A 23497-nucleotide genomic window follows, 5' to 3' on the forward strand; every position below is an offset into this window, starting at 1 on the left:
ATGAAGATATTGCTGCTTGGTATTGGCAATGTCTTGTACGCCGACGAAGGAGTCGGCGTACATTTCGTCAATTATCTCACTGAAAACTACCGCTTTACGCACCCTGACCATCAGATTGATCTTATTGATGGCGGGACGCTAGCGCATTGTCTTATTCCAACGTTAACCCAATATGATCATTTAATTGTGGTTGATACTGTTAACGCTGCTGATGTGGATGCTGGCGAAGTGTACTTCTTTGACTTCGACAAAGCCCCTGCCGAAATTGATTGGCAAGGTAGTGCTCACGAAGTTGAGATGCTGCAAACACTTATTATGATGGATTTGGTTGGCGATCGCCCAAAAACTTATGTTCTTGGCGTAACACCAACGGTATTAGAACCTATGCATATGGGGCTAACCTCTAAAATTAATGCTGCGATTCCAGTAATGGAAACAGCATTACTTCGTCACCTATCCGAATTTAATATCCACTGTGAAAAAGTTAATAACATCGATATAAACAGCTTGATTCCAACAGCTTATAAGCGAGGCGTTGAACAATGAAATTAATTCAATTTTCTTTTACCTGTTCACGCCCTGTGCCTTTTTACGCCCAATTATGTAATGATTATCTCGCTAACCAAACGTTAGAAATCACCATTGGTTATGATAAAAACCGTTACTTAATTGAAGCGGTTGGCACTCAACCCCAACTTGAAGCATTAGCCGATCAAATAGCTAAAGACTTTCTATTGTCTATTTGGTTAATCGACTCTTCAATTAAAGAAATTCGCCATCGTGAAGGTCGTGTAGTTCCTTTAATTACCTCACCGCATCATTTGCCATTTTGCAGCTATTGCGAACCAGCATTAGGTGATAATCAATCTGAGTTATTTGGTGAAATTTCTATTGCCTGCTCACATTGTCATGGTGAAACATCGGTGGAAGCCTCTATCGATCGTCAACAAATTCAACAATGGGCAGATAGCATCATTAGCACTGGCCATGTGAGTTTTAGCTTACCACTAGCAAATAACCACCAGCATGAGTTTCATTTAAGCCGCGGCCCAATTGCTGCAGCTCACCGTCAACGTCAACAAGTGATTATTTGTAACCCGAACAATGTGCCGATGCATTTTATTGTGCCATCACAGCATGTGTTAGCGTTATCAAGCTTAGAAAAACCACGCGTAACCGTACGTCCTAAGCAACATCATGGTCAGCTTGATCAACCCTTGTATGATCTATGCTTTAGTTACAATCGTATCTTAACGGTATTAACTGAAATGCTGCGCGTGCGTGGTATTGATTATTTACATATTGAAACCAATCACCTGCAACCGCTAGTAGCTCGAATCAATAAAGGTTGGAGTCAGGTATGTAGTGATCCTGTTATTCATCCATTAGTACCATTTAAATCTGTTGAACCGTTACACGACCAAGCCTGCATCAATGGCCTTAATGCCTATTGGAGCAAGCGTCGAATTCGGTTTGATTACCAACCTAATCACACCAACGATGCTCCTGAGCATGCATTGCCTATTTGTGCTCTGCACGGCGGTATGCTGGAATCAGGTGTTGGCCGTCATAGTGCTGCTATTTATTTTGGTCGCCATGCCGCAGGTGAAATTGTTAGCCAAGATAAGTTCACCCGTACTGATACCTTCTTAGTTATGCCTACTCTGCCACATTCAGGTTCAGAAATGATCGCTGCACTGGCTGCGGGTGAGCAAGCTGAAGTATTAGCTAAATTTAAGCATCAAATTCCTGTTAGCTACAACGCACTTAATAAGTTAATTTTAAATGAGTGTAATGATCATCTGTCAGGTTTATTTGCCCTTGCTGCAACCATCCTAGGCTTATCTAAATCAAGTCAAGATAACGTTCAATATCTTAATGATGCTCTGATCGCCAAATCACTGCAAAATGCCGATAATAAAGGCCACCGCGTCGATTTCTCATTAGATATGGTCGATGGTAAACGCACGATTGATTGGGCAAAAATGGTCGGTAGTTTAATGAGTTTCTGTCTCGTGGTTGATGAAGTTGATTACGACAAACTTGCCTTTGGCATTATGGACTCTCTAGCGGACTATATCGCTAATTGGATTGAGCGTATGGACGAAACCACAGGTATTAAAGCCGTAACCCTTGCTGGTAGTGATTTCGCTAATGAAGTGCTGGCAGATCGTATTTGCTTACGCGTCGGTAAGAACTTCCCTATCGTTGCAAACCGTAAATTAGAACTTGATGGCAGTAACTTAAGCGCTGGTGCATTGTTCTTGAAAATGCGTCGCCGTTAAGGTTTTATCTTATTGAATTAAATAGCCCCATTGCTGTTAGTGATGGGGCTTTTTTGTAGGAGTTTTGTTGAAATAACACAGCCTATTATTCGTCATCTCGGAAGTTGAGGAACGAAGCTATCCGTGATCTACTCACCGCGTGTTTGAGCATTACAGATACCCATGAAAAGTATCCATCACATAATCAATAAACAAGCGGGTGGTTTGTGGTTGTAGGCGATGAGATGGATACACCATATACATATTTCCTGATTCATGACTATATTCAGATAAAATCGGTATCAGTTCCCCGCTATCAATATATTGTTCAACTAACCCTTCAGGTAACCGTGCAATGCCTCTGCCCTCACGCACTGCAGTAATGTGTAAATGGGTATTGTCTGCAGCAAAACGGCCTTTAACTGGGAATTCTTTTAAGCCATTTTCATACGCAAATGTCCAATATTGCTTGGCTTCAGATTGCTGCCATAAAATACAATTATGATCGATTAAGTCACTCGGTGATTGAGGTGCGCCATAGTGTGAGATATAGCTTTTACTGGCGCAATAGATGATTTGCTTACGCAGTATTTTTCTCGCTATCAATGTTGGTGTTGCAAGCTCACCGGAACGAAAAGCAATATCGACGTTGTGATCAATCATGTCCAGTAGATTGTCATTGACGATCAGTTCTATCTTCACTGTTGGATAACTATCGAGAAAATCGTTAATCACTGACTGTAAATAATAAACAGAGAAATCAAACGGGGCTGTTATACGAATTAAGCCATCAGGTATTTGCTGACTCTGTTGTAGCGATTGATTTGCCTCTTCCATAGCATACAAAAAAGGCTTCACCTGTTGGTAATAAATTTCACCTAAATTAGTTAACGATAATTTACGGGTGCTGCGATTTAATAACCGTACCCCTAACGCTGTTTCTAATTGCTGAACTTTGCGGCTAACGGTGGTTGATGGCATGGCTAACTTTTTGCCAGCATCAACAAAGCTGTTCATCTCAACAACAGTTGCAAAGATCTTAATCTCGTTTAAATCAATCATTCAATTGCCAACAAATATGGGATAAATAAATTTAATTATACCATCTAATAAAGCATTCGATTAAAGCATACACTTATTCCATCAAACAGAAGGAGTTTATCGTGATTAAATCAAACTATACTGGTCTGCGTCATGGGCCAATAAACAGCTTTATTCGACAAGATAATATGCAGCAATTAAATCCTTTTGTGATGTGGGATCATTTCCAATTGAATTCGACCCAAACGGAAGCTGGATTCGATTTTCATGGCCATTCAGGTATTGCTGCCATTACTTATGTTATTCATGCCGATCTCACCCATCAAGACTCACAAGGTAACGTTACTAAATTACCAACAGGCAGTGTTCAACTATTAGTAGCGGGTGCAGGCGCGCTGCATAAAGAAACATTAACCTCACAAGACGGTCACTTTGAGGCATTTCAACTTTGGACTGCTTTGCCCAAAAACATCGAAATGGGTGAAGCCCGCTATCAAGGTGTATCTAGCGAAAATCTACCTATTATCAAAGAGCTAAATACATCGACGAAAATATTGGTTGGTGAATACGCCGGGATCAAAAGTCCAATTAGCCATATTATTGATATGAACTATTATCATATAACGTTATCAGCCAGAGGTGCCAACTGGCGTTATGCGCCGACACCAGAGCAGGATTCACGCTTTATATATGTACTAAAAGGTGGCATCTCAATATCTGGCGAGCGTGTCGCAACCCAACAATTAATCACCATTGATAATGCTGCGATGTTAGAGATCATCGCTGAAACGGATAATAGTGAATTTATTTTTGTGTCAGCGGCTTCTTTAGCACAACCGATTTTACCCACAGGGCCATCGGTCCACACGAGTTACGAAAATGCCCAAATTGGCCAGCAAAATATTGCGCAACTTCTTAAAACAATGATGAAATAATAATAAGGAACACCACTATGACAAACACACTATTCACACCAGAAAACAGTGCAATGCTTCTCATTGATCATCAAGTGGGCACTATGGGATGGGTTCATTCTGCTGATTTGGAGCAAATTAAACGTAATACATTAGCCTTAGCGCGTGCTGCAAAAGAGACAAGAATGCCTCTAATTTTAACCTCTAGCCAAGAAAGTAATGTCCAAGGGTTATTATTTGATGAGTTGCAACAAGCCGTACCTGAAGCGTATGCATTACGCATTCAAAGAGCAGGTATTGTCGATGCAATGAAAGATCCAAATTTTGCTAAAGCTGTTGCTGCAACAGGCCGTAAAAACTTAATCATTGCAGGTATAACCACTGACGTTTGCGTTGTTTACCCTGCGCTTACATCTGTTCAAGAAGGTTATCGAGTACAAGTTGTCGTGGATGGCTCAGGATCGCCAACGACATTAGCGGATGAAACCGCATTGCGCCGCATGGAATCAAATGGAGTAACACTAACTTCAACTAACCAATTAATTGCAGAATTAGCACAAGATTGGACCACAGAAAATGGTCAAAAATTAATGACGGTATTATTTGAAGAAATACTATCAAAACAATAGGGTCTAGGACGCGCGGAGAGTAGATTCCCTATCGCCCTCGCGGGCATTCACGGTAGGAAATGACGAGACAAAAAAGGCCATACCAGCATTAACTGATATGGCCTTTCTTAGTGATGATAGCTGCTTATGCGATTTAGCTTTGCTCGACTTCAAGCTGCATTAGCATTAAGTCTTCACCATCCAAAACATGGGTATGATTACTACCACAATGCTGACAGATAATGCTGCGTTCGTTATGAATAGTTTCTTGACCACATTCAAGGCAGGATAACACCAGTGGCTGAATATTCATTTCAAACTCAGCGTCATGGCAAATACCTTCAAGCTTAAAAGTCTGAAAAGCAGTTTCAAGTAACGCAGGCTCTACCCCACTTAAAATACCGACTTTAATCGCAACTCGAGTGACTTTATCAGCATTGTTATCACGGGCATGTTGTTCGCATTGTTCGATAAGTGCGCCGACAATGGAATACTCGTGCATTAACAGATCCTCGGTAGTAATTCACCTTGAGGAAGATCTAAATAACGACGACTGCCCCAACCGCTGGTTAAAATAACTCGACCACTATGATCACTATTAACCGAGCCTATCACTGCTGCATTTTCACAGGCTGCAAAGGCTTCAAGTACCGCTAACGCCTGTTGTGCTTGCGCTTGTGGCAGTGCAATAATGAAAGTGCCTTCGTTGGCCAAATCAAACGGTTCAAAACCATATAATTCACATAGACCGCGCACTTCTTCACTCACCGGTACATCATCTTCAACGACATTGATGCCAACATCAGACGCTTGTGCCCATTCGTTTAATACTGCCGATAAACCACCGCGGGTTGCATCGCGCATTGCATGAATATCAAGCCCAGCAGCAATAAGTGCCTCAACTGCAGGCCATAGCGTATTGCAGTCACTGATAAGCTCTGATTCAAGGGTTAAGCCTTCACGTGCCATTAAAATAGCTGCGCCATGACGACCAACATCACGCGACACAATAATTGCATCACCATCAGCAAGGTTACGTACTGAAATACCGCTTTGAATAATTTTACCAACACCAGTGGTATTAATAAAAATACCGTCAGCACACCCTTTGGGCACGACTTTGGTATCGCCACAAACGATTTTAGCACCAGAGATACTTAACTCGGTGGCCATGCTTTCAACGATGGTTTTAAGCTTACCGATTTCAAACCCTTCTTCGATAATCACACTACAACTTAAATATTGCGGTTGTGCGCCCATCATCGCTAAATCATTCACAGTGCCTGCAATGGCTAATTTACCAATGTTACCACCAGCAAAAAACAACGGTGACACCGTAAATGAATCAGTAGTAAAGGCAGTTTTACCTTCAAGGGTCAATACTGCTGCATCTTCTTCGCTGCGCAGAATGGCATTATCAAACGCTTTAAAGAATAAGCCTTTAATTAGCTTATTCATTTCCTGACCACCACCACCGTGGCTTAGTTGAATCGATTTTGTGGTCGATAATGCTGAAAAATCTTGTTCACTCATTTCACACCTCGGTATCGGAAATACGCATTACACGCACCTTCTGAACTCACCATGCAACTGCCAAGTGGCGTTTGTGGCGTACAACCACGACCAAAAACTTTACAATCTTTTGGTTTTGCTAAACCACGTAAAATATCACCACACTGACAAGCCTTATGATCATCAATCGGTGTCATTGGCAAAATTTGTGCAAATTTAATTTCAGCATCACGATGACGGTATTTTTCATTTAGTTGTAACGCTGAATTAGCGATTGGGCCTAAACCACGCCAGCGGAAACTATCTCGAATATCAAAACAACGTTTTACGGCAGCTTGAGCAACAGTATTACCTTCTTCGGTTACCGCTCGTGTGTATTGCACATCAAGTTCTGCCACACCCGCAACTCTTTGCTTGGTTAAACGCAGAATAGATTCCATTACATCAACCGGCTCAAAGCCTGCTACAACGACTGGGGTTTGGTACTTTTCAACTACCGAGCGATAAATTTTAGCACCTTCAATAACACTTACGTGCGAAGGACCAATAAACGCATTTACCTTCACCGCAGGATCTGCCATTACCACATCAATCGCAGGTGGTACTAGCACATGGTTAATGTGAAAGTAGAGGTTATTAACCTGACGCTGTTCAGCCAATTCAATTAAAATGGCAGTCATTGGCGTTGAGGTTTCAAAACCAATCGCAAAGAAAACCACGTCTTTATCAGGATTATCAATCGCAATCGTTAAGCAATCAAGTGGGTCATAAATAGGTCGAATATCACACCCTTGAGCACGGTATTGTGCCAAACTGCCTTTAGAACCTGGCACACGGATCATATCGCCCAACGTCACTAAAATAACATTGGGTTGACTCGCTAATGCAGCGGCATGATCAATACGCTCTTTGGGCATCACGCACACTGGGCAACCGGGGCCGTGAATAAAATCAATATTATCAGGTAATAGCTGCTTTAACCCAAACTTCATAATGGTATGGGTATGACCACCACACACTTCCATTACTTGCATAGGCTCGGGTAAATCAACCGCCAACTGCTTAATTTGTTCAGCTAAGTTTAAAACTGTATCGGCATCACGAAAGCCTTCATACAGTTTTTTTAGATCAAAACTCATATTGGAAGTGGCCCTGATTCATCCATAATAAATTGATACATTTCAAGACTTTCTTGTGCATCTTTATCGTCGATTTTGCTCATTACAAAACCAATGTGAATCAACACATACTCGCCTACCACCAGCTCATCCATTAATAAATGGCAACTAACGCGACGCTTAACACCCATAGTATCAACAGTAACGGTATTATCTTCGTGAACTTCAACTACTTGAGAAGGAATAGATAAACACATGATTACGCTTCCTGTGGGCGTTGATTCGCCGTTAACCAAGTAACTAAAGGGGCAAATGTTGCTGCGTCTTTAGTTGATAATGTAATTACTTGTACCTCAGGATTAAGCTTTTTAAGCTGTGCTTTCGCTTCTTCAATGCTGAAGTCAAAATACGGCAGTAAATCGCACTTAGTAATCAATACTAAATCAGCACGACGGAACATCACTGGGTATTTTTCTATTTTGTCGTCACCTTCTGGAACAGAAACTAAGACAATATTTTTATGTGTGCCCACGTCATAGCTTGCAGGACAAACCAAGTTACCTACGTTTTCAACAAAGCAAATATCAAGATTTTTAAGATCAACATGGTGTAATGCGCCATGCACCATAAAGGCATCAAGGTGACAAGCTGAACCTGTTTGAATTTGGTAAGCGTCAATACCGTGTGCTTTTAGACGATCAGCATCACGCGAGGTTTCTAGGTCACCTTCAATCACGGCATATTTAAGATCGGTATGCTGGTGCAAATGCTCAAGTAATGTGGTTTTACCGCTACCAGGACTGCTCATTAAATTAAATGCCGTCACATTTTGTGCTTCAAAATGTGCTCGATTATGAGCAGCTTCCACGTCATTCTTATCAAGAATTTTATGAATAACTGATAAGGTCTTTTTATCATTTAATTGTGGATTAGCTTGTAATTGATGGTGATGATGATCACCTCTCGGTAATGAGCAACCGCAATCTTGGCACATATGAACTCCAGCAGAGGGGGGGGATTTTAGCTAACGAATTAGTCAAACAGATCGATAACGTTAGACAAAATCAAATAGGACTCAGTTCAGGTTATTAAACACTCAAATTCTGAGAATTATGAGCGTTGATTATCTATGCTTTAAAAGAATAATGCAATTTGTGTGATAATTTATTTTACGGATCATTAGATTGATATTATATATATATCTCCTTTTTCGACTAACTGATAAAATGCAAACTTATTTTATTCAGTTTAGCTTCAGGCTTAATGACACTGATCTGACATAACAGTAGATTAGTGTGCGTATGTTATGTCGTAAGCACTTCAAGATTATAATGCTGAGACTCGCTAACGATGCTCTCTCACCCTTTCTTGAATAGAAACGTTATTCATTGAACATAAGAGAAACCATAATGCAGACTAAAACATCTGGCTTAAAAACTAAACTTCTTAAAGTTGCAGCGCCTATCGCTTTAGCTTGTGCGTTTGCAGCAGCACCAGCAGTAGCAATGGCTAAAGATGCGCCAACGACTGTGCCTATGGCCTCGTCTCACCAGATCACAGCTGAACAACAGCATGTAGCTGGCGAAATTGGTAAAATCCAACAACAGCTTGCCGCTATTCGTGTAGAAACACTAAAAGCAAACCCTCAACTTATCACTGAGATGAAAGCTTACGAAACAGCGTTTAACAATAAAGTAAAAGCATTGGGTTACCAACCTGAAAAGCTAATTAAACGTGCTCAAGAAATTCAAGTTGAAGCGACAAAGAAAGATATTTCTAACGACAAGCGTACTGAGTTAGTAAAAGAATTTACTACTATCCGTACTACACTTGAGAAGCAACAACTCACTATCTTGAATGATCCTGCAATCAGCAAGCAAGACAAGCAAGTACAAGATGACGTTATTAATGCAATGAAAAAGCAAGATCCAAAAACAACTGATCTGCTTAAGCAACTAGACCAACTTGTAATGCAATTTAAGAAATAATCGCCATTGAGATGACTCTCTTTGCCGTAAAAAAAGGATAATCAATTGATTATCCTTTTTTATTGGTGCTATTTAATTTGATTGTATTTAAGCTGCCAGAGTTACAACTTCACCGCTTGATTTTGACTTAACAATCGCATGCCGTTAATAATTTTTGCAAACCACACCACTATCGCCACAATCGCAATCGCACCACCAATGAAAGGCAGAACATTTAAAATATTAGCCAAAATATCACTATGAACCCAATATTCAGCCCCTGCAATCATGCCTGTTGTTGTTGCAGCCGACACACCTAACACCACAAAAAAGGTTAAAAACAAAAAGAAGCTACGAATAATGGTGTAGTAATGGCTATAAGTTACTTCATCAGTGCCTTTATCGAGTTTATAACCCGCATAAATAATGGCGATAATACCTGATAATAGTAAAGTAAATGGGGTCAGAAAACTGGCAATATAGGCAAACCAAATACCCTTTTTATATTCTTCCGTCATCATTTTTATCCGAATAATTAAGCAATTAATAACCTAATTATCACAGGTATTTTACCAAGTTCAAGTTACGCTCTAAATTACGATGATCGGGATCAACTTATCAACAACCACTGTCGCTAGAGTCTGCTATAACGCCCTAAAAGAACACATGCCTGTGATAAACAGCAGGCATGATAGGTTAACTAGTGATAGTTAGTCGTTAGTAATAAACGTTTTATAATTTCTCATCGGGTGTTTCAATTTCTGAACCATCTTTAATACGGCGATGGCCTTGTTCTAGGTGCACAAAATCTACCAAATCATCACCGCTGACTTGAAACGCTTTACCAAACCCTTTTACAAATAACCCCTGAGTTGGCGCTAAACGGAATAAAACAAAATCTTCTAAGCCACTCAATCCATCAATAATTTCACCAAAACGTTGACGTAAAGCAGCAACAGCTAACGTCCAACCCTCGCAATTTCGATCAACCACACTGACATCAGCTTCAAAGGTTAATCGTTTACGGGCATACAAGGTTTTCGCTGCAGTTTCATCTTCAATCATCATCAAAGAGACCTGCGGATTTTCTAGTAAATTACGCGCATGTTTGGCAATTTGACTAATTAATACATAGTAACCATCATCAAGTAATGCAAACGGCGCATAACTCACATTGGGTTTGCCATTCATATCGACGGTTGCAAGTTGCAGTGTTAAACACGCTTCACGAAATTCTTTAATCTCTGGCCCTAAGCGGTTTTGTAAGCGCTGTTGTTTTACTTCACTCATTTTATATCCCTTCTTCCATTTTAATTCGGGCTGACTTATTTTCTATTTGTGTATGTTGTTATTATTTTTTAACTGACGAAGGTTATTGATTCGCTAATAGCTTTAACTGGTGGAATTTTTCAATTTGGTGAGGGTATAAATTACGCTGTTTATCTCTTCCCAAATAAACTTTAAACACACATTCACCTTTGGCTGCAAAAAAGCCAATAAAGTAGCTCTCTTGACCCATAAATGGCTTGCTGACTAATGCGATATATTCAACTAGATCTAAGCGTAAATGGCCGTGTAGTTCGCCATCTTTACCCATTAAATTATAGTAGCCACGGGCGAACTTGCCTTTAGGGAAAGGAGCTTTAACTTCAAAAATAGAGCCCATTGAATGTACAATTGTTGTCACAACTCCCCAACTCGGTAAGGCTTCAACAATAGATTGGGCTAAATGACCAACTAACGGCACAACCAACTCTGATGGTAACGATAGCACCACTTCGCCTTCTGTAACTTGTAATTGTTCAGCGATAGCGCCAGCATGCAATTTGTCATTTTGTTGCAGAATATCAGTAACCTTGGTTTTTAATTCTGTCTGAGAATAGCGAGTAAACACAGTTATCATCCTTATTTAATTAATAAATATTTTACGTTGAAATATCGCTACGGTTGCCCTTTCGATATCGCTGTTGTTACCACTTGAATCAACGCCTGCGCCAGTGTCACTGACCAAAATTGCCCTGCTAAGGTTAAATTCAAATAACGGTGATTACCGTGTTGTTCTAAGGTCACGAAGCCATTTTTTTGCCAACGCTCAAATAGCGGTAAGCAATAACTAAATAATGGCCACCCTGCTTGTTTATCGAGTTCTTTGGCAACAACCACACCACGATCAAATCCTGCTTTAATGGTGGTATTTATCATTGCATGGGATGACGATTTAACCATCATCGCCAAAGGAAAATGCTGCTGGCTAACGTCATCCATGTAACGTTCTAATTTACGGTGTTGCATAAAGCCATAACCACCAACATTCCCTCCTGCACCAGCACCAAGTGGCAACACTTCTGCGGTTGTTTTTGCTAGGCTGTTATAACAACTCCGCTCACGGTTATCTCGCGCCCAGTGATTAACACTTAACCGGCGTAAGTGATGCTTAGCCATATAATCGACCCCAATTTCAAACATTGAGGCTTTAGTGATGGTATCAGCAGGCTCAGGTAAACGGCCTTGTTCGACCATTTTTCTCATCGGAGTATTACCCATTTCAATTAATTGATATAAATCAACGCCGTGTGCGCCTGAATCAAGAAAGTCATCAAGATCATATAGCCATACATCGATACTTTGATAAGGCAAGCCGTAAAGTAAATCAATCACAATCGGTGCTTGATCGGTCGCTGCTAGTTCGCTGATGCGCTTAAGTACCACTTCGCGATCATCTAACCGTTTTGCTTGGCGACGCACTTGAGTATCAAAACTTTGAACCCCAAATGAAAATCGGTTAAATCCACCTTCGAGTGCTGAATCAAACATTTCATCATTAAAACGGTTAATACGCCCTTCTAAGGTCAACTCACAATCAGTAGCTAATGGAAAATAACGGCGGATCATAGTGCCAAGTTGTTTAATTTGCGCTGCTGTTAAATCAGTTGGCGTACCACCACCAATATAAACCGCCTGAAACGGGGCAGCCTGCGTCCATGGTTGTGATGCTTTAAATTTAAGCTCAACCATTAATGCTGCAAAATAATCATCAATTAAGCGTTGGCTTGAAGCATATTCAAAGAAACTGCAATAAGTGCACCGCACACGACAAAATGGAATATGAACGTATAAACAACGCTTATTAAAAGGCGGCGTCGTTTGCTGCAAAACACGTTGAGTGAGTGGCTGAATCTGTTCGACAGCAATAGGTGCATGGTGACTGCCACCAGCATGGGCTGATAACTTACGTCGAAAACCAAACCGCAATGGATCGGGTGTACTCTCACCTAAAATATCACGGTCAAAAACAGATGTGTCCAATATTACGGGCATATTAGCTGGCAATGTTAATCGGTCGGCATTTATCATTTTAATGGCTATGTCACTAGCCCCTCTACGTCAGTTGTTATTAGTATTTTCGATAAGGTTGGCTATATATCGATACTAACCACACTATTTATAATGGTTTACTGTCACTTTCTAAATGCTTATCACAATAATATCAGCGTAAAAGTGGTACATCGCCACATTTATCAGTGCTTATAAATGTTGTTGGTGAGCATGATATTTTGCATTGAATAATATTGCAAATGATAATTGATATTATTCGCATTTCGTGGATAATAGCTAAAAACAAGCTGGGCTGTGAATGTTATATCGCTAACCAATTAAAAATATTAACAAAATACACATTGCATCGTGAGGACGCTATTTTGCACAGACATTTAATTGCTACCATAGACGTCGATATCACCTTGGCCTTAGGTGAAAAGAGTGAATACTAAACGTTATATAGCCGCTGGAGCGGTATCACTTTTGGTGCACAGTATGTTCCTTGCTGCAATGCCAACCAAAGAGCCACTGACACTTACTATGGGTACTGATACCCCTCGTGTTAGTTTAACATTTACAGCAACGCCACCCGCTAAGAGCAATAATACTCCAACGGTTACCCCTGTAGCACCAACCGTTAATAAAACAGTAAAAAAACCTATAAAATCAAAGATAAAACGTTTAGCAAACACCGACACTGTTACTCAGAAGATTGTCAAAAAAAACCGACAATAGCAAAAACGAAAAAACTATTGCCTGAAAAACCACAAAAAAAAAACGGCGGTTGTAAAAAAAGAAAAAAAGTTAAAAAAACACCACAAAAAATAAAAAACACATCAACCATTAAAAAAAATATACAAAACAATAAAAAAATAATTAAAAATCAATTAAATAATAAATCACAAAAAAATACTAACAATAGTGGGACACAGATATTGAAATTAGTCTCAAAACCAACGTTTGCAACTCGACCAAGTCCGGTTAATTACCCCAAATTAGCCAAGCGCCGTGGTATTGAAGGTCAAGTATTGATTGAGGTGTGGATAGGTGCTCAAGGACAACAACTTAAACAAAAACTGATTAAATCATCGGGTGCACAGATTTTAGATAATGCAGCGATTGCAGCGATTAAGAAATGGCGCTTTTCTTCTCATATTGTTAACGGTAAGGCAATTGCCCACCGAGTACAGATCCCTGTACGTTTTAAATTGGATTAAATCATGACTGTAGTCGACACGCTTACTCAACAATTTGGCCTCATGACATGGCCGTTACTTGCTTGCTCTGCCTTAACGGTCATGATTTTAGTCGAACGCTTAATACAAGTTTTTCTTTGTACCGGTGTTGGTAAAACCAAAGTCACAACCTTACTTGAGCAGCAAAATAGACATGACGATCGCGCACTTGATCAATTAGCAGCCCAACTCAAGCACCAACGACCGTTATTGTGTAAAGGTATTGCGATGTTGATTGCTCATCGCCACTTTACTAAACCATTGCGAGAAGATGCGGCCAATATTTGGTTATTGCAAAAACGTCAACAGTTACGGTCAGGATTACGCTTACTGAGCTTAATTGGTGTGATTAGTCCATTACTCGGTTTGCTTGGTACTGTGCTTGGCTTAATTGATATGTTTAAAGGAATTGCCCTCTCTACAGGCTCGGTTACCCCTAGTGATCTTGCTGATGGTTTGGGATTAGCAATGCGTACTACTGCTGCTGGATTGATTATTGCCCTACCCGCAATTACTGGTTCGCAATTATTAGGGCTATGGGCTGACAGCATTATGGCAAAACTTGAACATAGCTTAAACCGCTGTAATTTGTGGCTCGAAGGTATGAATATTGATGCTGAGAATAGTCCAGTAAAGCCGTGTGATACTTGTGAAGAAAACCCAGCTTATAGTGGTACATCAGCATGATAACGATTAATAACCGCCACAATAGCGATAACTTAACACCTGATTTAACCCCTTTATTAGATATTATTTTTATTGTGATGGTGTTTTTGCTACTGACCGCGACGGTTCAAATCAAAGCGTTAGATGTCGACTTACCACAAACATCTACCCAAATATTACAAACGACTAAAGCTGATCCAATTACTATCAATTTGGTCGCAACTGAGCCTCATTGGGCATTACAAGGCCAAGCTATCAACGACTGGGACAGTTTTAACCAACAGCTATTAGCCAAAGTCAAAGCAGCGCCCAATAAGCCAGTAGTGATTGGGGCAGATAAAAAAGCCTCAGTCGAACAAATGCTCAAACTGTTAGCTTTTCTACAAAAAAACGACATCAAAGCCACTCAACTATTAATGGAAGAACAACAATGATGGACCGTCAACACTCTGTTTTTACTGCACCTTCTTGGGGGCACGTTGCTCGAAAAATGCTGTTACCAATCACACTATTAATAACAGCATCAAGCTTATTTTCACCACAAGCTCAGGCTCAACCTAATTCAGATTCGCCACGCATCATCAGTGCTGGTGCGGCAATTACTGAGATTATTAATGCCTTAGGTGCTCAGCAACAATTAATTGCAGTGGATGTCACTAGTAAAACCTTAGTCGCACAGAGCCTGCCTAAAGTGGGCTATCACCGCCAACTATCAGCAGAAAGCCTAATTGCATTAGCGCCAACTAAAATCATTGGCTCTGATGAAATGGGGCCACCAAAAACATTAACCCTTTTAAAACAGTCAGGGATTGAAGTGGATATCGTCAATGGCGGCGAAACAGTGAATGACTTATTCCATCGCATAGATCAAGTCGCGGCATTAACTCAACATCAGCAACAAGCGCAGCAACTTAAGCAACAACTTCAAACCAGCGTTGATAAGATTGAACAACACAATTTAGATCAGCAACACCCCTTAAAAAAAGTGTTGTTCTTAATGATCCATGATGGTCGCCCAATCAGTGTGGCAGGCAAAAATACCACCGCCGATAGCATTATTACTTTAGCAGGTGCAATTAATCCTGCTGCGCCATTAGTCGCTAATTATAAGCCAGTATCTACAGAAGCTATTTTGCAGATGCAACCAGACATTATTTTATTAAGTGATCGCACCACCGCATCAATTAACAACATGCAACAATTGCTGGAAAAAATGCCCATGTTAGCGGCAACACCTGCGGCAAAAAACAATACTATTGCGGTGATTGACGGCACAGCTCTAATTGGTGGATTAGGGATTCACAGTATTAATGAAGCCATGCGCCTTAATGGTGTTTTTTATCCACAATCGTAATTTGAGATCAATGACGTCATGAATGTTACTCGTATTTCACCCTCCGTCATTTACGTGATCAGTATCGGTTCGCTTTTATTTGCGTTACTCAGTTCGATTGCGATTGGACCGATGGATATCAGCTATAAAGACAGCTTTATTGCCCTATTACCCGGCGAGCACCAACTTGCAACTCATGTTGATTTAGTGATCCATCAAATACGGTTACCACGGACATTATTATGTATTGCGATTGGCGCTATATTGGCAATTTGTGGTGCCGTGTTACAAGGGTTATTTCGTAACCCTCTTGCCGACCCAGGTATTATTGGTATATCAGGCGGCGCAGGACTGGGAGCGGCCTTTGCAATCATTTTATTTGCTCCGCTAATGGCACATTATCCGCTATTAATGAACATTGGTGCTGTGCCGTTTTTTGCTTTTTTAGGAGGCGCAATAAGCACCTATTTGGTGTATCACCTTGGTACTGATAAAAACGGCACCTCTGTCGTGGTTATGCTGCTTGCAGGGGTTGCAATTGGTGCTATATCTGGCGCAGGACTGGGGTTATTAAATTACATTGCTGATGACCAAGCCCTACGTGATTTCTCTTTATGGTCAATGGGATCACTTGCTGGAGCTACATGGTCTGGTATTGGGCTAGCCTTTATTAGCCTTATTACAATTTATTATTATTGTTACCGTCAAGCAAATGCACTGAATGCGTTTTTATTAGGTGAAGCTGAAGCCCGTCATATGGGGGTTGATGTCCAACACCTTAAACGCAGTTTAATTATTGTGTGTGCTGCCGGTGTTGGGATCACCGTTGCGATAACCGGCCCAATTGGGTTTATTGGACTGGTTATTCCGCATTTAGGCCGCATGATCTCAGGCCCTAACCATAAAACATTATTGCCAATATCGGCGATTTTAGGCGCTTTAATACTCCTCGTCGCAGATATGATTGCCCGCAGTGCTTTTGCACCGCAAGAACTTCCGGTAGGTATTATTACTGCGATTTTAGGCGCTCCATTTTTTATCTATTTATTAAATAAGCAAAAAGGCAGAATCGCATGACGGTAACATTCTCACACTCGACGGCGATTACAGCACGTAACTTACAGCTCACATTAGCCAATAAAGTGTTATTAGATAATTTCAGTATTGATATTAAAGCTGGTCAAGTTACTGCGCTATTAGGCCCTAATGGCGCAGGTAAAAGCACCTTGCTTAAAATCTTATGTGGTGAGATGTCGCCTGAAAGTGGTGAAGTGGCATTTTTCAATCGTGATATCAATGACTGGCAACGCGCAGAACTGGCGCGCCATTTAGGTATTCTACCGCAGCACAGCTCACTCTCTTTTGGCTTTACCTGTAAAGAAGTGGTAGAACTTGGCACTATGCCGTTGTGTTTATCTCGCCAAGAAATCGATCACATCACTAGCCAAACAATGGCTAATACCGATGTGCTTGAACTTGCCCAGCGGTTATATCCGACCTTATCTGGTGGTGAAAAACAGCGGATCCATTTTGCACGAGTATTAACCCAATTAAGCCAAGCCGATGATAAATGCATTTTAATGTTAGATGAGCCAACCTCAGCCTTAGATTTATCCCATCAACATAAAACCCTACAAATGGCACAAACGATGGCAGCTCAAGGTGCGGCGGTGATCGTGGTATTACATGATCTTAATTTAGCGGCGCAATATGCCCAACGGATGGTAATTATTCAACACGGAAGAATTCAGGCTGACGGCACACCGTGGCAAGCGTTAGATCCCGCCGTAATTAATGCTGTCTATGGTTGGCAAGTTTCTGTTCACCCCCATCCTATCCATAATTATCCTTATCTATTATCAGCATGCTAACTAACCACACATGATGAGTCCATCAAGTAAATTTCAGTGACACTGCGATAAACTTGCTGAGATTTACGTTTTTTTGTTGATAGCATCAAATATTTTAATCCAAAACAATAGAATCGTTGCACTACGCGTAACACTCAGTAAAATGTGAACGCAAGCGATTACACTTGAAAAATATGTAATAATTATAAAGCCGCAAATAGATGTGGATTTTGTTGTTGGATACTATTTAAGACTGTAACAAACACATTATCGGTGCCAAATTGAATAATTAACGAGATGATTAACGTAAATAAGATAGATTTTATATCTCTCAGTGATTACTCAATTTGGTACCACACAATTGGCTAGAACCATTTCTAGCGCTCATTATTAGAAGAATAAATATGGCAACCATTAAAGATGTTGCACGTATGGCTGGTGTTTCAACAACAACAGTCTCACACGTGATCAATAAAACGCGCTTTGTCGCAGAAGCAACGCAGAAAAAAGTTCTTACTGCCGTTGAAGATCTTAACTACGCACCAAGTGCAGTGGCACGTAGTTTAAAATGTAACACCACGCGTACCATCGGTATGCTGGTTACTAAATCAACCAACCCTTTTTTTGCTGAAGTTGTACATGGTGTTGAAGAATATTGTTACCGTGAGGGTTACACTCTGATCTTATGTAATACCGAAGGTAACCTTTCTAAGCAACGCGATTACTTACGCATGCTGGCAGAAAAACGTGTCGATGGCTTATTGGTGATGTGTTCTGATCTCGATCAGAAATTATTAGATTTGCTTGAACGCCAAAAAGATTTACCAATGGTAGTAATGGATTGGGGCCCTGAAAGCCCACATACAGATAAGATTCAAGATAATGCCGAACAAGGTGGCTATATTGCGACTAAATATTTTATCGATCGTGGCCATACTCGTATCGGCTGTTTATCTGGCCACAATGATAAATCGACCTGTCGAGAACGCTTAAAAGGCTTCAATAAAGCAATGACAGAAGCAAATATAGAAGTCAACCAAGACTGGATCCTTGAAGGCGACTTTGAGTGTGATTCTGCTGTCGAGGCTGCTGAAAAATATATTGCCATGGCCGATCGCCCAACCGCTATTTTTTGCTTTAATGACATTATGGCGATGGCACTTATTAGTACCTTTGAACAAGCAGGACTACGCGTACCGAATGATATTTCTATCATTGGTTATGACAACATTGACCTTGCGCCCTACTTTGCACCGCCACTAACGACTATCCACCAGCCGAAACGTCGCTTAGGTAAAACGGCGATTAAGATTTTGATGGAGCGTATGAAGGACAAAGATCACGAACCTCAAATTTTTGAGATGGCCCCTGCTATCGTTGAACGAAAATCTGTTAAAGATCTACGCTAATAGCGTTATCTATTTATCAAGCCAATAATTATATTGGCTTTTTTTCCCCTCAAAATAATTTCCCTGCTTCAAAACGCTATTAAAACGTTGTTTCTTACCAAGAAATATGAGCGATATCACATATTCACCAGCTTTCATTAATATTCAAACTTAACTTTTTAAAAGATCGAATATAATGATTTATGTAAATACATATAATAGTAAGCAGAAGACTTACAATCCCTAAATAAACTTTCGCTATTGACAAGTTTATTTATAAGGTAATACATAATGATTTAAAGTAGTTCGTTTGTGATGTAAATAACTTTATTAATAAAAGTAAAGTGACAACTACTTTAATGTTAGGTGACACTCATTTATTCACCGAGTAGAAGTATGGACAAACCAATATTAAAAGATTCATTAAAACTATTAGACCATTTAGGTAATATAAAATCGCGTTCGATGTTTGGCGGTTTTGGTATTTTCGCAGGAGAAGCAATGTTTGCTCTTGTGGTAAATAATAAACTCCACCTACGCGCAAACGCGAAAACAGAAGAGGAATTTAAACAAGCGGGTCTAGAACCATATATTTATAAAAAACGTGGTTTCCCAGTTATTACAAAGCATTACGCTATTCTTGATGAATGGTGGCAACACCCAGATAAAATAGTCGAGCAGGCAAAGTATTCTCTTGAGGCGGCACAAGCTGATAAAAAAGCCAAAGATTGCTGTACGCCAGATAGAATTAAGGACTTACCTAACTTACGGCTTTCAAATGAACGAATGCTAAAAAAAATAGGTGTTAAAACTATCGAGCAACTACACGATATTGGTGCACTCGAAGCTTATAAGGCGTTACAAAAAACACAAGAAACGTCGTTAAGTATAGAACTATTGTGGGCACTAGAAGGTGCTATACATGGCCAACATTGGTCAGTAATACCAGAAAGCAGACGCAATGAACTGCTAGCAAAACTATAATAAATATACTCGTCAACTGGCTAAGTGACGCTTAAGAATAAAGAGGCTCTGTGCCTCTTTAATTTATTCTACTTTGGCATTAATGTACTATTTAAAGCATCCCTCAATAGAATTTAAATTAAAAAGAATTGCATAATATTATTCATTTAAAAATGTCCACTAATAGATTATATAAATATCAAAATAAAACGTAATTTTTTTGTTTTATTTTTTATTTATTTGTCAGTTCCCTTTTGCTGCCTTAAACGTCTTTTTAACGTTCGATAATGATTATTTACCATTCATCAACTCCCTCATATCATTATATCCATCACCTCTTTTCTGCCACCTATCAAGGTTCAATTTGTTGCTGTAATTTCAACCAATTGCTCGAATAAACAAATTATTTCTTATTAAATGAAATACAATGTTACTTATTCCGGTCTTGCTAGTTAAGGTCATTGTGACTTACTTTTTATAAGGAAATTCCTTGCGTATATTAACCAAAAATACATTCTCATTATGGGTAAAACCTTTACTGTGGTTACAAGCTCGCCATTTTGGAAAAGTACTCAATCCTGCTAAGTTATGGGGACGTAAACCGGTACTCTTCTGGTTAGTGGCGCTTTTCTTTGGTTACCTTGACCGTAAAAAATCCCCAATTGATGCCGTGATACGATCATTAGTTTGCGTACGAGTATCACAGCTGAATAACTGTGCCTTCTGCGTTGATGCTAACGGCATGAAACTTGCTGAACGCTGTCACTCAGTCGATAAAATCAAAGCATTGGCAAATTGGCAATCTTCTAACCACTTTTCAGCACAAGAGCAAGCCGTACTGACCTACACTGAAGCCATGACCATTACTGGTGAACAGGTTAATGACGAAATACTTGCTGCTCTTGCAGCGTGGTATAGCAGTGATGATATTATTGAGTTAACAGCATTAATTAGTTTTCAAAATTTATCCGCTAAATTTAATACTGCGCTTGATGTTCCGGCACAAGGTTTTTGCTCATTGCCGATTCAACCGCAATCAAACCATGATACTCAACAACCACCAACTCACGCTTCTTCGACCTCAACTGAACAGCCAGCAAGGAGCTTAGATGAAAAATAACAAAATTTTATTATTGGCTGTTATCGCAGCATTTATTGGTGCTTGGTTCTATTTTGATCTAGGACATTTTCTAACTCTTGAATATGCCAAGCGTGAACAGTTAGCGTTACAGCACCATATTACCGAAAACCCAATAACATCTTATGTCAGCTTTTTTAGCCTATACGTGTTAGTTACTGCCCTTTCTATTCCTGGTGCATCAATTTTAACCTTACTAGGCGCTGCGTTATTTGGCTTTTGGACAAGTTTGATCATGGTGTCATTTGCCAGCACCATTGGCGCAACATTGGCATTCTTATCTAGCCGCTTTATCTTACGCGACTGGGTACAGGCAAAGTTTGGTCAGCGTTTAACGACATTAAATCAAGGTATCGCCAAAGAAGGGGCTTTTTATTTACTGAGCTTACGCTTAATCCCCGTTTTTCCGTTTTTTCTAATTAACCTACTAATGGGATTAACATCGATTAAAGCATGGACTTTTTTCTGGGTGAGCCAATTAGGTATGTTAGCAGGGACTGCGGTTTATATTAATGCAGGTACTCAACTAGGAAAAATAGAATCATTAAGCGGCATTATCTCTGCGCCCGTTTTAGTATCTTTATTTTTACTGGGGCTGTTTCCACTCATCGCGAAATGGATAATGAAAGCGATGGAAAATAAAAAACGCTATCAGCAATGGCAAAAACCGACCCACTTTGATCAAAATTTAGTGGTAATTGGTGCCGGTGCGGGTGGTTTAGTCAGCGCCTACATTGCCGCGGCAATAAAAGCAGAAGTCACGTTAATTGAACGCCACAAAATGGGCGGCGATTGTTTAAATACCGGTTGTGTTCCTTCTAAAGCGCTTATTCGTGCAGCGCACACTGTCGCTGATATTAAAAATGCTGCTAAATTGGGTATCGATGCTCATATCGACAATGTGAATTTTGCACAAGTTATGGGCCGTATTCATAACGTGATAGCAAAAGTTGAGCCACATGATTCTATCGAACGTTACTCTAAACTCGGGGTTAACTGCGTAACGGGTGATGCCAAAATCTTGTCACCATGGGAAGTTGAAGTAAATGGCGACCGTATTACAACCCGTAGTATTGTCATCGCAACGGGTGCCCGTCCTCTTGTGCCAGACATTCCAGGTTTAAGCACTGTTGATTACTTAACTTCAGACACCATCTGGCAACTTACAGCCCTTCCAAAACGATTATTGATTTTAGGTGGTGGCCCGATTGGATGTGAATTAGCACAGAGTTTCTGTCGATTAGGCGCTGAAGTCACCGTTGTTGAACGCTCATCACAACTATTGAGTCATGAAGATACTGACGCTGCAACATTGGTTGAGCAAGCCCTCACTAGTGATGGTGTTAATGTTTTATTGCAACATAACGCTGTAAAGTTTGAATCGATTATTGATGATAACGGGGTTCGAACTCAACGAGTGTTGCTAGAACACAATAACCACCAGCTTGCTATAGAATTTGATACGGTAATGGTCGCGTTAGGACGCATAGCAAATGTGCAAGGGTTTGGCTTAGAACAACTTGGCATCACCACGACTGCACGCGGTACTGTCGCGGTTAATCAGTATCTACAAACGCAATACCCAAATATTTATGCTGTTGGTGATGTTGCGGGCCCCTATCAACTGACGCATGTTGCCGCTCATCAAGCTTGGTATGCCGCTGTAAACAGTTTGTTTGGTGCACTTAAGAAGTTCAAAGTCGATTATTCTGTGATCCCAGCTGTAACTTATACTGCACCTGAATTAGCGCGCGTGGGGATTAACGAAAAAGAAGCCCAAGCGCAAGATATTGACTATGAAGTCACTCGCTATGGGCTTGATGATTTAGATCGTGCTATTGCCGATGGCTATGATGAGGGGTTTATTAAAGTCTTAACGCCTAAAGGCAGCGATAAAATTCTGGGTGTGACGATTGTTGGTCATCATGGTGGCGATTTACTGGCAGAATTTACCTTAGCCATGCGCCACAATCTAGGGCTCAATAAGATTTTAGGCACCATACATCCTTATCCAACCATGAGCGAAGGCGCAAAATATACAGCCGGCGTATGGAAACAAGCCCATGCACCCCAAACATTACTTGCTTGGGTTAAAAAATACCATCACTGGATGCGCAATTCATCGCGCCAAAAATAAGGATATCAATTGTGAACAGACGCTTTCAAACTCTAAAAAAACTAC

26 protein-coding genes are annotated in these 23497 nt (G+C 40.3%); 16 read left to right on the forward strand and 10 right to left on the reverse strand.

All coding sequences use genetic code 11. The annotated features are described in order from the left end of the window. Together BTN98_RS06440 and BTN98_RS06445 are read left to right on the forward strand one after the other, a co-directional pair. The gene (locus BTN98_RS06440) at positions 1–546 is read left to right on the forward strand and encodes a HyaD/HybD family hydrogenase maturation endopeptidase (protein WP_060997514.1); all 546 of its coding nucleotides are present in this window, start codon (positions 1–3) and stop codon (positions 544–546) included. Beyond that, entirely contained in the window at positions 543–2285 is a 1743-nt protein-coding gene (locus BTN98_RS06445; RefSeq protein ID WP_060997513.1) for a Kae1-like domain-containing protein, read from the forward strand. The genes BTN98_RS06440 and BTN98_RS06445 overlap by 4 nt, the downstream gene beginning before the upstream one ends. A gap of 150 nt (positions 2286–2435) precedes the next feature. Here BTN98_RS06445 and BTN98_RS06450 read toward each other — a convergent pair whose 3' ends face one another. Further along, positions 2436–3326: a LysR family transcriptional regulator gene (locus BTN98_RS06450; RefSeq protein ID WP_060997512.1), complete on the reverse strand. Its 891-nt coding sequence runs from the start codon at positions 3324–3326 to the stop codon at positions 2436–2438. A gap of 101 nt (positions 3327–3427) precedes the next feature. Here BTN98_RS06450 and BTN98_RS06455 point away from each other — a divergent pair, with 101 nt between their 5' ends. Next, positions 3428–4240 carry a pirin family protein gene (locus BTN98_RS06455; RefSeq protein WP_060997511.1) on the forward strand — a complete coding sequence of 271 codons (813 nt, stop codon included), beginning with the start codon at positions 3428–3430 and terminating at the stop codon, positions 4238–4240. Positions 4241–4257: 17 nt separating this feature from the next. Further along, positions 4258–4848 (forward strand): isochorismatase family protein, encoded by a 591-nt coding sequence (locus tag BTN98_RS06460; protein ID WP_060997510.1) that lies wholly within the window; start codon positions 4258–4260, stop codon positions 4846–4848. Between the two features lie 133 nt (positions 4849–4981). Here the strand turns inward: BTN98_RS06460 and BTN98_RS06465 are convergent, their stop codons facing one another. Genes BTN98_RS06465 through hypB form a run of 5 tightly spaced genes read right to left on the reverse strand, consistent with a single transcriptional unit; the run spans position 4982 to position 8451 of the window. Further along, the gene (locus BTN98_RS06465) at positions 4982–5329 is read right to left on the reverse strand and encodes a hydrogenase maturation nickel metallochaperone HypA/HybF (protein ID WP_060997509.1); all 348 of its coding nucleotides are present in this window, start codon (positions 5327–5329) and stop codon (positions 4982–4984) included. Continuing rightward, on the reverse strand, positions 5329–6360 hold the full coding sequence (gene hypE, locus BTN98_RS06470) for a hydrogenase expression/formation protein HypE (RefSeq protein WP_060997508.1): 1032 nt from the start codon (positions 6358–6360) through the stop codon (positions 5329–5331). The genes BTN98_RS06465 and hypE overlap by 1 nt, the downstream gene beginning before the upstream one ends. Continuing rightward, the gene (gene hypD / locus BTN98_RS06475; protein WP_060997507.1) at positions 6357–7478 is read right to left on the reverse strand and encodes a hydrogenase formation protein HypD; all 1122 of its coding nucleotides are present in this window, start codon (positions 7476–7478) and stop codon (positions 6357–6359) included. Before hypD ends, hypE begins: the two co-directional genes overlap by 4 nt. Continuing rightward, positions 7475–7714: a HypC/HybG/HupF family hydrogenase formation chaperone gene (locus BTN98_RS06480; RefSeq protein ID WP_060997506.1), complete on the reverse strand. Its 240-nt coding sequence runs from the start codon at positions 7712–7714 to the stop codon at positions 7475–7477. Before BTN98_RS06480 ends, hypD begins: the two co-directional genes overlap by 4 nt. A 2-nt stretch (positions 7715–7716) precedes the next feature. Beyond that, positions 7717–8451: a hydrogenase nickel incorporation protein HypB gene (gene hypB / locus BTN98_RS06485; protein WP_060997505.1), complete on the reverse strand. Its 735-nt coding sequence runs from the start codon at positions 8449–8451 to the stop codon at positions 7717–7719. Positions 8452–8866: 415 nt separating this feature from the next. Here hypB and BTN98_RS06490 point away from each other — a divergent pair, with 415 nt between their 5' ends. Beyond that, on the forward strand, positions 8867–9445 hold the full coding sequence (locus tag BTN98_RS06490) for a hypothetical protein (RefSeq protein ID WP_060997504.1): 579 nt from the start codon (positions 8867–8869) through the stop codon (positions 9443–9445). 101 nt (positions 9446–9546) lie between these two features. On the opposite strand, the gene BTN98_RS06495 is transcribed toward BTN98_RS06490, so the two are convergent. The 4 genes from BTN98_RS06495 to hutW all read right to left on the reverse strand — a co-directional run bounded on the left by BTN98_RS06495 (position 9547) and on the right by hutW (position 12778). Continuing rightward, complete coding sequence (locus tag BTN98_RS06495) at positions 9547–9942, reverse strand: hypothetical protein (RefSeq protein ID WP_060997503.1); 396 nt, start codon at positions 9940–9942, stop codon at positions 9547–9549. Between the two features lie 214 nt (positions 9943–10156). Beyond that, positions 10157–10714, reverse strand: a complete 558-nt coding sequence (hutZ, locus tag BTN98_RS06500) for a heme utilization protein HutZ (protein ID WP_060997502.1) — start codon at positions 10712–10714, stop codon at positions 10157–10159. A gap of 82 nt (positions 10715–10796) precedes the next feature. Next, on the reverse strand, positions 10797–11318 hold the full coding sequence (hutX, locus tag BTN98_RS06505) for a heme utilization cystosolic carrier protein HutX (RefSeq protein WP_060997501.1): 522 nt from the start codon (positions 11316–11318) through the stop codon (positions 10797–10799). A 47-nt stretch (positions 11319–11365) separates the two neighbouring features. Further along, on the reverse strand, positions 11366–12778 hold the full coding sequence (hutW, locus tag BTN98_RS06510; protein ID WP_412779396.1) for a heme anaerobic degradation radical SAM methyltransferase ChuW/HutW: 1413 nt from the start codon (positions 12776–12778) through the stop codon (positions 11366–11368). 405 nt (positions 12779–13183) lie between these two features. On the opposite strand from hutW, the gene BTN98_RS20605 reads away from it, so the two are divergent. The 11 genes from BTN98_RS20605 to BTN98_RS06565 all read left to right on the forward strand — a co-directional run bounded on the left by BTN98_RS20605 (position 13184) and on the right by BTN98_RS06565 (position 23452). Next, positions 13184–13477 carry a hypothetical protein gene (locus BTN98_RS20605; RefSeq protein WP_105029969.1) on the forward strand — a complete coding sequence of 98 codons (294 nt, stop codon included), beginning with the start codon at positions 13184–13186 and terminating at the stop codon, positions 13475–13477. Between the two features lie 200 nt (positions 13478–13677). Beyond that, positions 13678–13959: an energy transducer TonB gene (locus BTN98_RS20610; RefSeq protein WP_240616110.1), complete on the forward strand. Its 282-nt coding sequence runs from the start codon at positions 13678–13680 to the stop codon at positions 13957–13959. Between the two features lie 3 nt (positions 13960–13962). After that, positions 13963–14664 carry a MotA/TolQ/ExbB proton channel family protein gene (locus BTN98_RS06525; protein WP_060997498.1) on the forward strand — a complete coding sequence of 234 codons (702 nt, stop codon included), beginning with the start codon at positions 13963–13965 and terminating at the stop codon, positions 14662–14664. Then, positions 14661–15077 carry an ExbD/TolR family protein gene (locus BTN98_RS06530; protein ID WP_060997497.1) on the forward strand — a complete coding sequence of 139 codons (417 nt, stop codon included), beginning with the start codon at positions 14661–14663 and terminating at the stop codon, positions 15075–15077. Before BTN98_RS06525 ends, BTN98_RS06530 begins: the two co-directional genes overlap by 4 nt. Continuing rightward, entirely contained in the window at positions 15077–15997 is a 921-nt protein-coding gene (locus tag BTN98_RS06535; protein WP_412779398.1) for a heme/hemin ABC transporter substrate-binding protein, read from the forward strand. Before BTN98_RS06530 ends, BTN98_RS06535 begins: the two co-directional genes overlap by 1 nt. A gap of 18 nt (positions 15998–16015) precedes the next feature. Next, on the forward strand, positions 16016–17053 hold the full coding sequence (locus BTN98_RS06540; RefSeq protein ID WP_060997496.1) for a FecCD family ABC transporter permease: 1038 nt from the start codon (positions 16016–16018) through the stop codon (positions 17051–17053). Continuing rightward, positions 17050–17847: a heme ABC transporter ATP-binding protein gene (locus tag BTN98_RS06545; RefSeq protein WP_060997495.1), complete on the forward strand. Its 798-nt coding sequence runs from the start codon at positions 17050–17052 to the stop codon at positions 17845–17847. The genes BTN98_RS06540 and BTN98_RS06545 overlap by 4 nt, the downstream gene beginning before the upstream one ends. A 383-nt stretch (positions 17848–18230) precedes the next feature. Then, positions 18231–19235, forward strand: a complete 1005-nt coding sequence (gene purR / locus BTN98_RS06550; RefSeq protein ID WP_060997494.1) for an HTH-type transcriptional repressor PurR — start codon at positions 18231–18233, stop codon at positions 19233–19235. 375 nt (positions 19236–19610) lie between these two features. After that, on the forward strand, positions 19611–20198 hold the full coding sequence (locus BTN98_RS06555; protein ID WP_060997493.1) for a TfoX/Sxy family DNA transformation protein: 588 nt from the start codon (positions 19611–19613) through the stop codon (positions 20196–20198). A 469-nt stretch (positions 20199–20667) separates the two neighbouring features. Further along, positions 20668–21297 (forward strand): carboxymuconolactone decarboxylase family protein, encoded by a 630-nt coding sequence (locus tag BTN98_RS06560; RefSeq protein WP_060997492.1) that lies wholly within the window; start codon positions 20668–20670, stop codon positions 21295–21297. Next, positions 21287–23452 (forward strand): FAD-dependent oxidoreductase, encoded by a 2166-nt coding sequence (locus BTN98_RS06565; RefSeq protein ID WP_060997491.1) that lies wholly within the window; start codon positions 21287–21289, stop codon positions 23450–23452. Before BTN98_RS06560 ends, BTN98_RS06565 begins: the two co-directional genes overlap by 11 nt. Positions 23453–23497 lie beyond the last annotated feature (45 nt).

The sequence above is a fragment of the Photobacterium aquimaris genome, from assembly GCF_002954455.1.
Lineage (GTDB): Bacteria > Pseudomonadota > Gammaproteobacteria > Enterobacterales > Vibrionaceae > Photobacterium > Photobacterium aquimaris.